15 protein-coding genes are annotated in these 14064 nt (G+C 64.8%); 8 read left to right on the top strand and 7 right to left on the bottom strand.

Annotation, left to right across the window (positions count from 1 at the left end; genetic code table 11):
* The 5 genes from AW270_RS39415 to AW270_RS04760 form a co-directional block, all read left to right on the top strand.
* A partial coding sequence (locus AW270_RS39415; protein WP_218009084.1) for a hypothetical protein occupies positions 1-449 on the top strand: 449 nt, incomplete at its 5' end.
* 144 nt (positions 450-593) lie between these two features.
* A complete protein-coding gene (locus tag AW270_RS04775; protein ID WP_061290995.1) occupies positions 594-899 on the top strand; it encodes a circadian clock KaiB family protein in 306 nt (101 codons plus the stop codon).
* Positions 896-2368, top strand: coding sequence for a circadian clock protein KaiC (gene kaiC, locus AW270_RS04770; RefSeq protein WP_061290993.1), 1473 nt, complete (start codon positions 896-898; stop codon positions 2366-2368). The genes AW270_RS04775 and kaiC overlap by 4 nt, the downstream gene beginning before the upstream one ends.
* Positions 2368-3366 carry a sensor histidine kinase gene (locus tag AW270_RS04765; protein ID WP_061290991.1) on the top strand — a complete coding sequence of 333 codons (999 nt, stop codon included), beginning with the start codon at positions 2368-2370 and terminating at the stop codon, positions 3364-3366. The genes kaiC and AW270_RS04765 overlap by 1 nt, the downstream gene beginning before the upstream one ends.
* Before the next feature lie 146 nt (positions 3367-3512).
* Positions 3513-3887 carry an STAS domain-containing protein gene (locus AW270_RS04760; RefSeq protein WP_061290989.1) on the top strand — a complete coding sequence of 125 codons (375 nt, stop codon included), beginning with the start codon at positions 3513-3515 and terminating at the stop codon, positions 3885-3887.
* Here AW270_RS04760 and AW270_RS04755 read toward each other — a convergent pair.
* Genes AW270_RS04755 through AW270_RS04745 form a run of 3 tightly spaced genes read right to left on the bottom strand, consistent with a single transcriptional unit; the run spans position 3884 to position 5846 of the window.
* Positions 3884-4618, bottom strand: coding sequence for a GAF and ANTAR domain-containing protein (locus AW270_RS04755; RefSeq protein WP_061291464.1), 735 nt, complete (start codon positions 4616-4618; stop codon positions 3884-3886). The two genes, AW270_RS04760 and AW270_RS04755, sit on opposite strands and share 4 nt — an antisense overlap.
* Positions 4619-4632: 14 nt before the next feature.
* Complete coding sequence (locus tag AW270_RS04750) at positions 4633-5367, bottom strand: ANTAR domain-containing protein (RefSeq protein WP_157521696.1); 735 nt, start codon at positions 5365-5367, stop codon at positions 4633-4635.
* A 44-nt stretch (positions 5368-5411) separates the two neighbouring features.
* Complete coding sequence (locus tag AW270_RS04745) at positions 5412-5846, bottom strand: DUF5994 family protein (protein ID WP_061290985.1); 435 nt, start codon at positions 5844-5846, stop codon at positions 5412-5414.
* 1 nt (position 5847) lies between these two features.
* Here AW270_RS04745 and AW270_RS38480 point away from each other — a divergent pair, with 1 nt between their 5' ends.
* The 3 genes from AW270_RS38480 to AW270_RS04735 all read left to right on the top strand — a co-directional run bounded on the left by AW270_RS38480 (position 5848) and on the right by AW270_RS04735 (position 8272).
* Positions 5848-6057 (top strand): hypothetical protein, encoded by a 210-nt coding sequence (locus AW270_RS38480; protein WP_157521695.1) that lies wholly within the window; start codon positions 5848-5850, stop codon positions 6055-6057.
* A gap of 88 nt (positions 6058-6145) precedes the next feature.
* Positions 6146-7219, top strand: coding sequence for a ferredoxin reductase (locus AW270_RS04740; protein ID WP_061290983.1), 1074 nt, complete (start codon positions 6146-6148; stop codon positions 7217-7219).
* Positions 7220-8272, top strand: a complete 1053-nt coding sequence (locus tag AW270_RS04735; RefSeq protein WP_061290981.1) for a fatty acid desaturase family protein — start codon at positions 7220-7222, stop codon at positions 8270-8272. It abuts the gene before it with no gap.
* Between the two features lie 919 nt (positions 8273-9191).
* Here AW270_RS04735 and AW270_RS04730 read toward each other — a convergent pair.
* The 4 genes from AW270_RS04730 to AW270_RS04725 form a co-directional block, all read right to left on the bottom strand.
* On the bottom strand, positions 9192-10019 hold the full coding sequence (locus AW270_RS04730) for an IS5 family transposase (RefSeq protein ID WP_061290979.1): 828 nt from the start codon (positions 10017-10019) through the stop codon (positions 9192-9194).
* Positions 10020-10179: 160 nt separating this feature from the next.
* Positions 10180-11418, bottom strand: coding sequence for a type II toxin-antitoxin system HipA family toxin (locus AW270_RS37495; RefSeq protein WP_082801298.1), 1239 nt, complete (start codon positions 11416-11418; stop codon positions 10180-10182).
* Positions 11405-13051: a DUF262 domain-containing protein gene (locus AW270_RS37490; protein ID WP_082801297.1), complete on the bottom strand. Its 1647-nt coding sequence runs from the start codon at positions 13049-13051 to the stop codon at positions 11405-11407. Before AW270_RS37490 ends, AW270_RS37495 begins: the two co-directional genes overlap by 14 nt.
* 278 nt (positions 13052-13329) lie before the next feature.
* Complete coding sequence (locus AW270_RS04725) at positions 13330-14049, bottom strand: hypothetical protein (RefSeq protein WP_061290977.1); 720 nt, start codon at positions 14047-14049, stop codon at positions 13330-13332.
* Positions 14050-14064: the final 15 nt, after the last annotated feature.

Below are 14064 nucleotides of genomic sequence, written 5' to 3'. Positions count from 1 at the left end.
CCCCGACTCCGACGCCCACCCCGACGCCCACACCCACACCGACACCGACGCCCACCCCGACGCCCACACCCACACCGACACCGACGCCCACACCGACACCGACCCCAACTCCGACGCCCACGCCGACAGCCACACCGACCTTCACGCCGACTCCGCCCGACGACAACGGAGACGACGAGGACGAGGGCGAGGGCGATCTCGGCGAAGACCTCGGGGATGAGGGCGACCTGGGCGACGAAGGCGACTTCGGCGGTGAGGGCGACCGGGGTGACTCCGGCGACCTCGGGGACCTTGGCGACTTCGGTGGCCGCGGCCATGACGGTGACCGCGAGTACCCCGGGAACGACGGTTTCCTCGACGACTACCGGAACCCGGGCGACGCCTACGGCGACGTTCCGCTCGCCCCCGCTCCCGTGCCGTCCGCAGGCGGTTTCCGGACAACGGGCTGACGCGTTCCCGCACCGAAGGTGCCGTCCCGGGCTTCCACCGAAGCCCGGATGGCACCCACTGATCTCCGCTAGACATATGACAGTAGGTCAGGATGGGAAGTCGTGGAAGCCGGATTCCCGACGCCGGGGCGGCATTGAACGCCGATGGCGAACTACTCGTTCAGGATGTACGTGGCCGGGCACACCCGGCGGTCGCAGGCCGCCGAGGAGAACCTGCGGGCCCTGTGTGACTTCTACCTTCCCGGCTGCCACGAGATCGAGGTCGTCGACGCCACCGAACAGCCGGATCTCGCCGAGGAGGAACGCGTCCTGGCCACCCCGATCGTGATCAGGACCAGCCCGCTCCCCGGCTACCGGGTCATCGGAGACCTGTCCGATCGCGCCAAGGCCGCCTTCCTGCTCGGCATCCCCGAGGTGGACGGGCCGGCCCCTGAAGGGCAGACGCTATGACGCGCGGCGCCGGAGTCGAACGGACCGCGACCGGCATCAGCGGCTTCGACGACATCGCGATCGGCGGGCTGCCGACCGGCCGGCCCACCCTCGTCGCCGGGACGACCGGCAGCGGCAAGACCCTCTTCTCCATGGAGTTCCTGGCCAGGGGAATCACCGGCTTCGGCGACCCCGGGGTGTACGTCACCTTCGACGAGACCCCCGACGCCCTCCGCCGCAACGCGCACTCTTTGGGCTTCGACATGGAGACCTGGGAGGCCGACGGCACGTGGATGTTCGTCGACGCCTCACTGGAGGCCGGCGAGCAGACGCCCACCGTCGGGACCTACGACCTGGGCGCACTCATGGCCCGCATCGAGCACGCCGTGCGGCGCATCGGCGCCAGGCGCGTGTCCCTGGATTCGCTCGGCTCGGTCTTCACCCGGTTCGCCGACCAGGATCTCGTGCGCCGCGAGCTCTATCGGCTCGCCCGGCTCCTGGATTCCCTCGGGGTCACCTCGGTCCTGACCACCGAACGCGACGCCGACTACAACGGCGTCACCCGCCAGGGCGTCGAGGAGTTCGTGTTCGACAACGTGGTGATCCTGCGGAGCGTCATGCGGGACGAACGGCGGCACCGGACGATCGAGATCGTCAAGTTCCGGGGCACCACCCACCGGACCGGCGAGTGGCTGTTCACCATCGACCCGGAAGACGGCCTGGTCATCATCCCGGTCGCGTTCCTCGCGCCGCGCGACCGGGCCTCCCGCGAGCGCGTGTCCACCGGCAACGCCGAACTCGACGCGATGGTCGGCGGCGGTGTCTTCCGGGACGCGGTCGTCCTGCTCATCGGGTCCTACGGCGGCGGCAAGACCCTGACGGCGCTGCAGTTCGCCGACGCGGCCTACCGGGCCGGGGAGCGCTGCCTGTTCCACGCCTTTGACGTGACGCGCGGGCAACTCGGCCGCGACGCCGCGGGCTGGGATCTCGACCTGGACGTGATGGAGGCGTCGGGGCTGCTCAGGGTGACCGCGACGTACCCGGAGGTGGCCTCGGTGGAAGACCACTTCCTGCGCATCAGACGGGACATCGCCGAGTTCGCACCCGCCCGGCTCGTCATCGACGGCCTGTCCGCGCTGGAGCGCAGAGCGACGCCGCGAACGCTGCTGGACATCGTCGTCGCGCTCGGCGGGGTCGTCCGGCAGCGCGAGATCACCACACTGTTCACCTCCGCGCCGACCAGTGGGTCCACCACACCGATCATGGAGACGGCCAGTATCGCCGACGTGACGCTCGTGCTGCGGGACGTCGAGGGGCCGGGAGAGGTCCGGCGGGCCATCGCCGTCCTGCAGACGCGCGGCTCGGCTCACGACCACGCCATCCGCGAGGTCACCATCGACGGCGACGGCATGCACATCGGCGACCCTTTTCCCGAGATCCTCCACCTGCTCCCCGACACCCCCGTACTGCCACGCGATCCGGAGGACTGATGGGCGGGCCACACTCACGCGACGCCGGGGTCATGGCCGCGCTGGCCGACGGGATCATCGCCGTCGACGAGGCGGGTCTGATCCGGATCTGCAACCCCGCCGCCGAGGAACTGCTCGGCCGTGCGGCGGACGACCTCATCGGCACCCCGTTCGGCTACCCGGTCGTCAACGGCGAGTCGACCGAGATCGACCTGGTGCTGCCCGGCGGCCGGACCCGGGTGGTCGAGATGCGCGCCACCACCGCGACCGTGCTCGGCGAGCCCCTGTACGTCGCCGCGCTGCGCGACGTCACCATCCGGCACGAGGCCGAACAGGAGTTGGAGGCCGAACTCGAACGCCACAGCATGGTGATCGCCGTGGTCGCCCACGAGGTCCGCAACCCCCTGACGGGGATCGGCATGCTGGTCGACATGCTCCGAGAGCCCGAGGAGCACTTCACCGATCAGGAGCGCGCCGACGTCCTCGACCAGATCGCCGATCGCACGACCCGCCTCCAGACGCTGGTCAAGAAGCTCCTCACCGTGGCGAAGATCGACGCACAGGCCGTCCGGGTAGCGATGGAGCCGGTGACGGTCCTGGAAGTGATCCTGGAACGGCTCGCCGAGTTCGCCGACCGCCCCAACGTGAACGTCTTCTGCGACCCCCACATCCGGGTGCTGTCAGACCGGAGCGAACTGTCCGAAATGCTGATCAACTACCTGGAGAACGCCTTCCGTTACGGAGCCCCGCCGTTCGAGATCCACGTGGCGAAGCGGGCTGGCGACGTGGAGATCCGGGTGTGCGACCACGGGCCCGGCGTACCCGAGGCGTTCCGTCCGAGCCTGTTCGAGCGGTTCAGCCGGGAATCACGCAGCCGGCGGGAGACCAAAGGGTCGGGGCTGGGCCTGTGGATCGTCCGGAGCCTGGCCCGGGCCAACGGCGGCGACGCCTACTTCGAGCCGCGCGACCAGGGCGGCGCCTGCTTCTGTGTACGCCTGCCCCGTGGTGATTGCAGATAATTGGGATGAGTAAGAGCTATTTGACCCCATGTGACACATACTCTGATTACTGAAATGCGTCGCGCCGTCAATCGGGGCGGATCCGCGATGCCGTTCACGCCGTCCAGTCCCCGCGGCTCGGTCTTCCTGCATGCGAAGGACGGGATATGGACATCAGGGCGTCTCTCCTCAATTACCACGACGACACCATGCGCATCACTCCCCTGACCGCTCTTCCCGGTGTCCGAGTGGACGGTGAGCTGGACTACCGGGGCATGATCACGGTGATGGCGGCGCTGTCGGCCGTGCGGCGGGACGGCGGGCCCGCCTGTCTCGACCTGGGCGGCCTCAAGTTCATCGACGTGGAGAGCCTGCGCGCCCTGGACATCGCGCGGAGAAAAGAACTCGTGCAGGTCGTCGTGGTGTCCGAATGGCTGCACCGGGTCCTCACCCGCACCGGCTGGCCCACGCTGGGGCCCTACGCCATCGACATCGGCCTGGCGATGCGTGAATCCGGCGTCCGGGAGAGCCTGGCCCCCTAAGTGATCAGCTTCGCCGCGGCGATGAGGTCGGTCATTCCTGTTCGGTTGTCGATCAGTTCCCGGGCGACGGAGGACAGCGTCCTGTTGTGGTCGCGGGCGTATTTGCGCAGGGCGGTGAAGGCCTGGCCGACGTCGATCTGCGCGCGTTCGGCGAGCATGCCCTTGGCCTGTTCGAGGAGCACCCGGCTGTTGAGCGCGAAATGGAGCTGCTCGGTGACCACCTGCTGCTCGCGCAGGGTGCGTTCGTTTAGGATGCCGATGGTGGCCACGTCGGCGAGCGCCTGGGCCACGGTGGTGGTGTCCTCCGGCAGCTCACGCGGAGCGGCGTTGAACAGGCCGATCGCGCCGAGCACTTGGTCGCGCAGCCGCAGCGGGAAGGCGTGGACCGCGGAGAAGCCGAGCTCACGCGCGGCGGCCGAGAACCTCGGCCACTGCGACGGGTCGGCCGACAGATCGGCGCAGGTCACGGCCACACCACTGCGATAGCAGTCGAGACAGGGGCCCTCCTCCTCCTGCAACTGGAACAGTTCCAGCAGACGCACCTCCTCACTGGAGGCGGCCACCAGCGTGAGGGTCCCGCGCGGATCGGCCAGGACGATCCCGGCGGCGTCCACATCGAAGATCTCGACGGCCCGTTCGGCCAGCGACTGAAGGAAGTCGATGACGTCGAAACCGGCCACCAGCGTGTCGGCCAGTTCGACGAAAACCTGAGCCGTTCTTCGATAGAGCATCTCCGTCACCTGCCTCAGTCCTCACTCTCTAGGTTGGGCGTCCACGGTTCCAGCCGCAGCGTCCGGGCCACCACGTCGTGCGCCACCTCACGCAGGCTGCGGCCGGCGACATAGGCGTGGGCGCGGAGCCGGACGAACGCGGTGGTCAGGTCGGCGTCGATCTGGGCGGCTACCATGCCGGTCGCCTGGTGTACCTCCGCCCACCGTTCCACCTGCCCGAGTTGCAGGTCCGTCGGCCCGGCGTCGGGGTTGACGAGCTGATGGGTCTGGATCAGCAGGGCGGCGTCGGCGAAGATCAGCGCGTCGCCGATCTCGTCGGGTGTCAGCAGCCGGGTGACCGTGTGGCTGATCTCCAGCACGCCGACCGCGATCGCCCCCAGCAGCAGCGGGAAGACATGCACCGACCGGAGGCCCGCCTTGACGGCCGCCGGGGCGAAGACCGGCCACCGCGTGGCGGTCTCCGACCTGTCTACCTCAGGCACCAGGACCGTGCGCCGGTCGGCCAGCGCGGCCGGGCCCGGTCCTTCGCCCAGGGTGACCTGAAGGTCGGCGAGCCGGTGGGCGGCCGGGCCCGTCACCGAGACCGGCTCATACCCCGCCAGGTCTCCGGTGAGGGCGATCGTCACCCCTGCGGCGCCGAAAGCGTCGGCACACGCGTGACAGATGGTGTCGATGGAGATCGGCAGGCCGTCCGCGCGGGCATGGGCGAAGATCAGACCCCACACTCGTGCCGTCCGCTGCTTTTCCATCACCCTCCGCTGCCCATCGTGCCACCTGAGCGCGACTTTTCAGGTCAGGCGGCGGGTCGCAGGGGCTCGGGACCCGCGAGGATGTCAGCGGGCCGGACACCGATCGTCCCGGCGGCGGCGACCGCGAGCGCGGCTACGGCCACGTCGCGCGGGGTGTCGGCGGGGATCACGAGCAGGGTGACGGGCTCGGGTCCCGCGAAACTCAGGATGATCAGGTGTGGGTCACCGCTCAGGAACCAGCCGACCTTGACCTGGCGACCGGGGGCCGGGAAGCGGTGCGGAATGTCGTCCCACGCCTCCCTGTACAGGCCCACGCGCAGAACGGGCCTGCCGATGCGCTGATCGACGGCGGAGACGAGAGCGGGCAGTTCGGCCGCGGCGTCCCGGGTGCCGGGCCACCACGCCCCGTCGACGGTCCCCCTGCGATCGAGGCGGGGATTCAGGCTGATCCTGAGGTCGGAAAGGAGCGCTGTCGTCATCGTGCCTGGCCTGTCGGGCCCTGACCACGGGCCGGAAGCATGCATCGCCGCGGGTGGCGCCAACCTGAATGCCAACGCACGAAATATCCTCGGTAATTTCTATTATACGCTATTTTCCCGGCCTCATGGGATGAATGCCATCACCGAAATCGCCGCCGTTATCGAATTCAGCGAAAACCGGGCCCACCCTGAATGTACGGGTTACAGATGAAGCGGTGGCAACCCCTTGATCGACCGGCGGGAATGATCCGGACGCGACCACCGGAATCCACCGCACCTGGAAGGGCGATCACCGCGTCATGACCGTCACCTTGCCGTGGATTCTGCGGTCGCTGGCCGAGGCCGGCCGGTGGCTGTCGACACCGTTGTCGCCCGACGACTACCTGGGCCTGCTGCACCCGCTCTGGCCCGCCGGGGAACTGCGCGGCCGGGTCGAGCGCCTTCACCCGGAGACGGCCGACGCAGTCACCCTGGTGATCCGCCCCGGACGCGGCTGGCGGCCCCACCGGCCAGGTCAATGGGCCCGGATCGGCGTCGACGTCCACGGGCGGCGGCACTGGCGGACCTACTCCCTGTCATCACCCCCGCACCGGCCGGACGGCTGCATCACGATCACCGTCAAGGCCGACCCGGACGGAATCGTCTCACGCCACCTGGCCCGACATACCGTCCCCGGGACGATCGTCAGGCTGGCCGGACCGGACGGCACCTTCGTCATCCCCGAGCCGCCACCGCCACGCCTGCTGTTCCTGACCGCCGGCAGCGGCATCACCCCCGTGATGGCCATGCTGGGCGGCCTGCTGTCGGACGAGATCCCGCCCGACGTGGTGCTGATCCATTCGGCGCCCACGCCACAGGACGTCATCTTCGGCGACCGGCTCCGGCGGCTGGCCGCGCGGTCACCGTACATGGAACTGCATGAACGGCACACGCGGAGCGTGGGACGGCTCGGACCGGCCGACCTGGCCGATCTCTGCCCGGACTGGACGGGGCGCGCGGTCTGGGCCTGCGGGCCGACCGGGATGCTCGACGACCTCGCGGCCGAGTGGCCAGGCCCGGCGCAGAACCTGCACGTCGAACGCTTCACCGAGACCCTCCGCCCGGCCGACGGCGCGACGGGAGGTCGGGTGCGCTTCACCACGACCGGCCGCGAGACCGGCGCCGACGGCACGACGCCGCTGCTGAATGTCGGCGAGGACGCGGGAGTCCTCATGCCCAGCGGCTGCCGCATGGGCGTCTGCCACAGCTGCGTGGCGCCCCTGCGCTCCGGCCTGGTGCGTGACCTGCGCACCGGCCTGGTCCACGGCGAACCCGGCGACCTGATCCAGACCTGCGTGTCAGCCGCAGTCGGCCCCGTCGAACTGGAGCTTTGAATGACCAGCACGTCACACCTCAACCCGGCCGACCTCGAGAAGTTCGGCCGCGAGCTGGACAAGATCCGGGAGGAGATCCTCGCCGACCTCGGTGACCGCGACGCCCGCTACATCCGCGACGTCATCGCCGCCCAGCGCATGCTGGAACTGGGCGGCCGGGTAGTGCTGCTCGCCTCCTGGCTGCCACCCGCCTGGATCGCCGGCACGGCGGCGCTGGCCGCCGCGAAGATCCTGGAGAACATGGAGATCGGCCACAACGTCCTGCACGGGCAGTGGGACTGGATGCGTGACCCGAAGATCCACTCCACCACCTGGGAGTGGGACCTGGTCTGCCCGGCCGAGATGTGGAAGCACTCGCACAACTTCGTCCATCACACCTGGACCAACGTGCTCGGCAAGGACCGGGACCTCGGCTACTCGGCGCTGCGCGTCACCCCCGAGCAGGACTGGCATCCGGTCTACCTCGCCCAGCCGTTCTACAACGCGCTGCTGGCGCTGTTCTTCGAATACGGCATCGCGATCTACGACCTGGAACTCGAACGCGTCCCGTCCGGGGAGAAGAGCGCGGTGGAGGTGCTGGCCCAGTTGCGGATGGTCGCTCGCAAGGTCCGACGCCAGATCGTCAAGGACTACGTCGCCTTCCCGCTGCTGGCCGGACCGGCCTTCCTGCCCGTACTGTTGGCCAACCTGACCGCGAACATGACCCGCAACGTGTGGGCGCACGCCATCATCTTCTGCGGTCACTTCCCCGACGGCGCCGAGGTCTTCACCGAGGACCGGCTCGACGGCGAGACCCGGGGCGAGTGGTATCTCCGCCAGCTTCAAGGCTCCTGCAACATCGACGGCGGCCGCCTGTTCCACCTCATGAGCGGCAACCTGGGCCACCAGATCGAGCACCACCTGTTCCCCGACCTGCCCAGCAACCGCTACGCCGAGATCGCGCCCCAGGTCCGGGCCCTGTGCGAGCGATACGGGCTGGCCTACACGTCCGATTCCCTTTTGCGGCAGGTGGCTTCGGTGTGGAAGCGCGTGCTACGCCTGGCCCTGCCGTGACAGGGAGGAAGCTGGCGCCGGGCCGTCCCTCACCCCGACCAATGCGGCGGCCTCGGCGCCGGCTGCCGATCTATGGGCCGGTGGTGTGCGGGGTGGAGCTGAGTCGTCCATCAAGGACACCTCCTGCGCTGACGTTGAAGTAAAAGCGGGCCCGCCCAAGATCAAAACCGAGCGAAGCGAGCGCAGCCCGAGCGAAGCGAGCGCAGCCCGAGCGAAGCGAGCGCAGCCCGAGCGAAGCGAGCGCAGCCCGAGCGAAGCGAGCGCAGCCCGAGCGAAGCGAGGCCATATCAGGGAGCGCGAGGGGCGAAGCCCTTCGCCAGGAGCGCAGCGACCCAGAGCGCCAGCGATGCAAGGACGCGAAGCGGCCAGGGGGAGCGCGAGGGGGCGCAGCCCTCTCGTATCGGGGGTCCGGGGGTCGCCCCCCGTAGAAACGAGGAACGGCCCGTGAAAACCGCCCCGAAGGGGCGTCAACCACGGGCCGTTCCGAAAGAGCCGCCTTGGGGAATCGAACCCCAGACCTACGCATTACGAGTCAGACCAGAGGTATCCCCAGAGGTCCACGCCTATCTTCTAAGCAGCGCCGGAACGTCTTGAGCGTCTCCGTGCGTCCATGAAGGTGTACAGCTGTTGTTAGCAGCAGTGTTAGCAAGATCCTCACTCCCCGCGCACGCTCCGAAGTGCTCGTTCACGCGAACGGCGAGACATCGTGACAGAGGGAATCGCGTGGACGAGTGCTCCGGCTCACGGGGGGCTGGGGGCTGGGAAGCCCCCGCTTCGAGCTCGCTGGAACCGCTGTAAAAGCCGGTGGGCAACATCAGAGCTACATCGAAATATCGCTCAGAGGCCATCGACTGCTTGCGGTTCAAACCGTGAGGAACCACAGCCCTCAGAACGTGTTTGAGAAGGGCTGATTCGCCGATCAGGTGATGACGTACCGCTGCTGCCGGATTGCGGCTTGGCCTCGGGTGAGTCGGCGGGTCATTCCGCTGATCGCGGCCCAGCGGATCATGGCCTCGGCGATGGCGGGCCGTCGCTCGTAGTCACGGGCCAGACGGCGGTGGGCGGTGAGCCAGGCCAGGGATCGTTCGACGACCCAGCGTCGTTCGATCACGGCGAATCCGATCTGGCCTGGCGCCTTGCGGACGATGTGCAGCACGGTGCGCAGGATCCGTTCCGCCCAGCCGACCAGGGCCCCGGCGAAGCCGGCGTCGGCGAACACGTGCCGGACCGGGGTGAGCAGGTACAGGCTGAGCAGGGTGGTCTTGGCTCCGTCCCGGTCTTGGACGGAGGCTGCCATCACGCACACGACCAGCAGGAGTCCGAGCGTGTCGGTGGCGATGAATCGCTTGCGGCCGTTGATCTTCTTGCCGGCGTCATAGCCGCGGCTGTCCCGGCCGACGGTGTCGGCGCCCTTGACGCTCTGGGAGTCGATGATGCCCGCGGTGGGTTCCTCGGCACGGCCCTGCCCGGCGCGGACCCGGCGCCGCAGGACGGCCATGATCTGGTCGGTGACCTTGGCTTCCTCCCAGGCGGCGAAGTACCAGTACACGGTCTGCCAGGGCGGGAAGTCGAAGGGGAGCTGCCGCCAGGCGCAGCCGGTCCGCACCACGTACAGGATCGCGTCGACGATGTCACGGCGTGGGTGCTTCTCCGGCCGCCCACCGGTACTCGGCGCGGGTAACAGAGGTTCGATCAGCGCCCATTGAGCATCGGTCAGGTCAGAGGGGTAACGGCGTTCTCGGGGCATCCCGCCACGTTGCGGGACCCGTGCGCCGGACGACCAGGCGACACTCCGGCCCCTATCGCCTGGTACCACCACTTCTCAAACACGCTCTCAGAGGCTAGCTACTCCTGCGCAGTTAAGGCTGCGGATACTCAAAGTCTTTCAATAAAAAGCGGATACCAATCTACTTCAAGCGCCTACTTAGAGTCTTGCTATGCGCTTCTATACTTCGGTCAACAGCTCGCCGGATAATCGGATTGGCTGATAGATGATGGGCGATACCCGGCCAGGCCGATTGCACCCTGTTGATGGTCTCCGCTACTACATCGGACAAGAACGCACCATGAGCATGGAGCTTCTCTTCCAGGTGATCAAACGCATCTATGCTTGCGTTCACGAAGCGTTTAGACCCAGCAAATTTGAGTCCTAGGTCTTCTGGAGCCCCATCCGAGCGGTATCCTGCGGTGGAAACGAGGTCGTAAGCAGGTGCCAGTGTGGGAACCCGTTGATCGAAATATACTAGCGACCAATTTTTGAGATGCGCATCTCCATTGGAGATCAAGATGCTGAATGCAAGTCTGCGCGCAAACTCTCTGAGCGCTTTCCGGTCGCGGCCACGATAGATAAGTGAGGCTATCGTCTCAAAATTTCCCCGATATTTCTGATGAGGATAGAAACCACGCACTTGTGCCAGATCCTCGATGTGGATCAGGTTCCGATCTTCATCCCGATCGAACCGTCGAATTGCGTACGCCCATTCCTCTGTGGCAGGCCAAATATGTTCTGGAAGGCGCTCAACCTGATCTCTATGAACGAGCCTTACCTCCGGCACATCGATTCCGACCGCCGAGGCTAGTGACATCATCGCATATTCATTGCGCGGGACATCGGGATACGTCGTGTCAGGCAGTTTAACAATCCAGTCGCCACGGTCTCCGTACGCTGGGAGCGTGAGACGATCGCCTACAGAGAGCATTGAGAACTTAAGGGCGACTCCTGCGAGGGAGAATCTCCAGTCATGATTTTGCCCTGCGGGCTCCTCCGGCTTGACATGTAGAGAGGGATCCCATTCTCCCGAGTCTGGCGCTTCTCCTTCGGGCAACACTCGGACAGCACCCGGCAGGTCATGGCCGACCTGGGCAAGGAGCTCCATTTCACGATCGACCGATACTCCACGATCATCGGCGATCCACTCTCTCAAGACACCTTCAGGCAACAAATTCGAGAACCAAGCCGGCAAGCGCAAGGCAGATGCGTGGCGCGCGTCAAGATCCTCTTCGAATTGAAGGCCCAAAACAGGCCTAGAAGGGTCTTCCCGATATTCATTCTCTATTGTGAACCAAGTGTAGTCACCACGCTGATGGAGTATTCCAACCCGCCGAGTTCCAAGCCACACCCCGTAGCGCTTCTCAATCAGTGTCATCGTCATCTCCTTCGTCAAATATCAACGAGGACAATGGTGGGGTGTCTTCGAATCCCCAACCACACACTCGATCTATAAAAACCTCGCAGTCGTTCTGGATATGCTCTTGCCGCAGCTCGATAAAACGTCCATCGTCTCGTTTAGCAAGAAGGCCAATCTCTCGACTGGAAAGCGCATGAGAGCGGGCGATTTCAGCCAACTCGTCGAGACCGAATCTGACGGGAAGATTTATAAGAGCGTCTCTAATCGACTCATCCGGCCGTTCGCGACTTGGATGCAACAATCGATTAGCTAGCAGACTTTTAGGGGTCCCCGAAGTACGAACGATTCGCGGAAGTGCCGGGTCTGCGGTATTTGCATCTCCAAGCGATTCCGACAGATCAATCAACGAAAATTCGCTTCCTGTCCACAGGTTTCTGGGGCGCCTATACCACCATGAACAAAGCATGATACGCGTTCGCGGCGAATCTCGCCTAGACAGTGAAGACTCTCGAGTTCGATTACGCCACGGAGGAGCTCCCGAAAGAAGGTACTGGATATTAACGGAAGCGCCAACACCGTCAATCATTGAGAGTATATCGCGAAGCATAAAGTTATTGGCATAGGGAAACAATTCGGAACCGGCCGATGCAGCTCTCCACACCCACCTACTAAGCAACGCGGTATCCCGAGCTTCTATTTCCTTGTATCGCGAAAAAAATCGCGTCAGAATTATAAGTAGCTGCCGATACGGCAGGAAGCTTATATGTGGCACATGTGCATAACTCTGCAGAAACGTGACAGCCCTCTGCAGGGCAACCTCCCCTTCATCATACATTTCCGGCCACACATTCAGCCCGAACTCTGGATCCTTAGATATATCGACCGAATTACACGCGATAATTGCGCGATGGATGGTACTCTCATCGATCAGCCCGAAACCCCTACTTGCATGAATGCGTTCCGCAATTAGGTCTATTCGTCTTGGTTCGTCCTCATCAGACACAGCGATGGTCCGAGCTGTGAATAGGTCCGATCGACTGAGGCTTTTTCCGGATGTATTTAGGCGCTCGAAAATTTCGACGGTTACTGGAAGATCGCTGCCACGGACTACGTATACCGGCATCTGATATCCACTGATTCGGCGAGCCATATCCACGGCTTCTTCCAAATAGTCGGCCGCCTGAGGATATTCTTTAAACCATCGCAGGAGGCTTCTCATATCGAATAGCACGGGCAGCGGAAGGTGAAGTGGGTGACGTTGCACCGTCGTCGGAACGAAGTTTCCGAGCTCAAGAGCGTATGAGATCGAGAACCGACTGTCGTTTTGGCTGGCAGTGTGCATTGCGCTTGCCAAACTGATAAGCCGCTGCTGGCCATCGATAACCCAATAGACCCAATTATCTGCCTGCGCATGAATTGAAATTGGGCCGAGACGAAGATCCTCTTCTTTGCCGGGGCCCTCCGCAAACATAAGCGTTCCGACGGGATAACCTCTTGCTATAGAGTCAAAAAGCTGGGCGACTTCTTTTTGACTCCAAACAATGCGCCTACTATAGCTAGGAACACGTATACGGCCTTGCCAGACGAGATGCACCAATTGCTGCACTTCAAACGTGCTGACATGAGTGTCGAGGCGGGGCATTTTATCCATTTGGCCGCCTTCCGGCTGAAGAACTAATTAGAGTATATCTGACGCGCATAGTTGCTCGCTGGACGCTTAACTCGGGCGGCCAGCTTTGATACTGGTCTACACGTTGGCGCCCCCGTCTTCGACGGAGCAACGTGGAGACAGTGCCGTTAGGACACCGTATGCTGCGCTGGGGTGGACCGGCCGCAGAGCCGCAGCCGCCCCAGCAGGCCGCGCAGCGGCCACCTTGATAACGAACAGAGAAGTTGCTGTGGATCAAGCTCTCCGTACGCCTGACGCGCTCAGACAGCCGAGCTGGTAGCCCACGTCTTCTCGAAGCTCGCAAGGTAGGTAGAGGCTGCGCCCTCGGCGCCATTGATGGTCAGCCGGAGAACAGGTGCCTCCGCCGCCGAGACACCATACGCATGCATGTTGACGATCAGGTCCGCATCGGCACGGTACAGAGAGTTGTAGAGCGTCGTCTTGTGTTGACGGATCTCGATCCCCTCGACAGCTCGTAGCGGCTCGAACAGCCTAATCGCGTTCCGGATGCGTCCCACCATGACGTCACCACCAATGCCCTCTTCCTCTCCTCTGGCAACTGCCTGCGCGCTATCGGGGTGACCCACGAGGATGCGGACTTCGACGCCCGCCCCGGCACGTTCAGACAGCCGGCGAAGGATCCGAGCATCCTCGGCAAGGAACAGCGCACTGTACGTCAGAATGTCGATCTTGAATGTCGCTGCGGCGAACAACTCATGCCACTCCGCCTGAGGAACGGCCCACCGATGCGGATACACCGCCTGGACCTCATCGGCGATCATCCCGCGCGAAATGACATCAGGCCAGAGGTCAGCCTCGTTCACCTTCACGAGCTCCGCGACAGCCCAGCGGTGACGCGGATACGGAACCCGGCCTTTGAGCCATCGGTCTACCGTCTTAGGGTCCACGCCCAATGCGGCTGCCACATCGACAGGTTGCAGGCGGGCACGGAACAGGGCGTGTCGGAGGTTCTCGCTCATCAGAGATCTCCCAAC

Origin of the sequence: Herbidospora cretacea, from assembly GCF_001570605.1 — a bacterium.
Taxonomy (GTDB): Bacteria; Actinomycetota; Actinomycetes; order Streptosporangiales; family Streptosporangiaceae; genus Herbidospora; species Herbidospora cretacea.
The sequence above is the reverse complement of the archived record's forward strand: the minus strand, read 5'-3'. Positions and strand labels throughout refer to the sequence as shown.

Excerpts from the sequence above, each read along its gene's own strand:
- AW270_RS04775 (WP_061290995.1), top strand. The coding sequence starts at position 594 with ATGGCGAACTACTCGTTCAGGATGTACGTGGCCGGGCACACCCGGCGG.
- kaiC (WP_061290993.1), top strand. The coding sequence starts at position 896 with ATGACGCGCGGCGCCGGAGTCGAACGGACCGCGACCGGCATCAGCGGC.
- AW270_RS04765 (WP_061290991.1), top strand. The coding sequence starts at position 2,368 with ATGGGCGGGCCACACTCACGCGACGCCGGGGTCATGGCCGCGCTGGCC.
- AW270_RS04760 (WP_061290989.1), top strand. The coding sequence starts at position 3,513 with ATGGACATCAGGGCGTCTCTCCTCAATTACCACGACGACACCATGCGC.
- AW270_RS04755 (WP_061291464.1), bottom strand. The coding sequence starts at position 4,618 with ATGCTCTATCGAAGAACGGCTCAGGTTTTCGTCGAACTGGCCGACACG.
- AW270_RS04750 (WP_157521696.1), bottom strand. The coding sequence starts at position 5,367 with ATGGAAAAGCAGCGGACGGCACGAGTGTGGGGTCTGATCTTCGCCCAT.
- AW270_RS04745 (WP_061290985.1), bottom strand. The coding sequence starts at position 5,846 with ATGACGACAGCGCTCCTTTCCGACCTCAGGATCAGCCTGAATCCCCGC.
- AW270_RS04740 (WP_061290983.1), top strand. The coding sequence starts at position 6,146 with ATGACCGTCACCTTGCCGTGGATTCTGCGGTCGCTGGCCGAGGCCGGC.
- AW270_RS04735 (WP_061290981.1), top strand. The coding sequence starts at position 7,220 with ATGACCAGCACGTCACACCTCAACCCGGCCGACCTCGAGAAGTTCGGC.
- AW270_RS04730 (WP_061290979.1), bottom strand. The coding sequence starts at position 10,019 with ATGCCCCGAGAACGCCGTTACCCCTCTGACCTGACCGATGCTCAATGG.
- AW270_RS37495 (WP_082801298.1), bottom strand. The coding sequence starts at position 11,418 with ATGACACTGATTGAGAAGCGCTACGGGGTGTGGCTTGGAACTCGGCGG.
- AW270_RS37490 (WP_082801297.1), bottom strand. The coding sequence starts at position 13,051 with ATGGATAAAATGCCCCGCCTCGACACTCATGTCAGCACGTTTGAAGTG.
- AW270_RS04725 (WP_061290977.1), bottom strand. The coding sequence starts at position 14,049 with ATGAGCGAGAACCTCCGACACGCCCTGTTCCGTGCCCGCCTGCAACCT.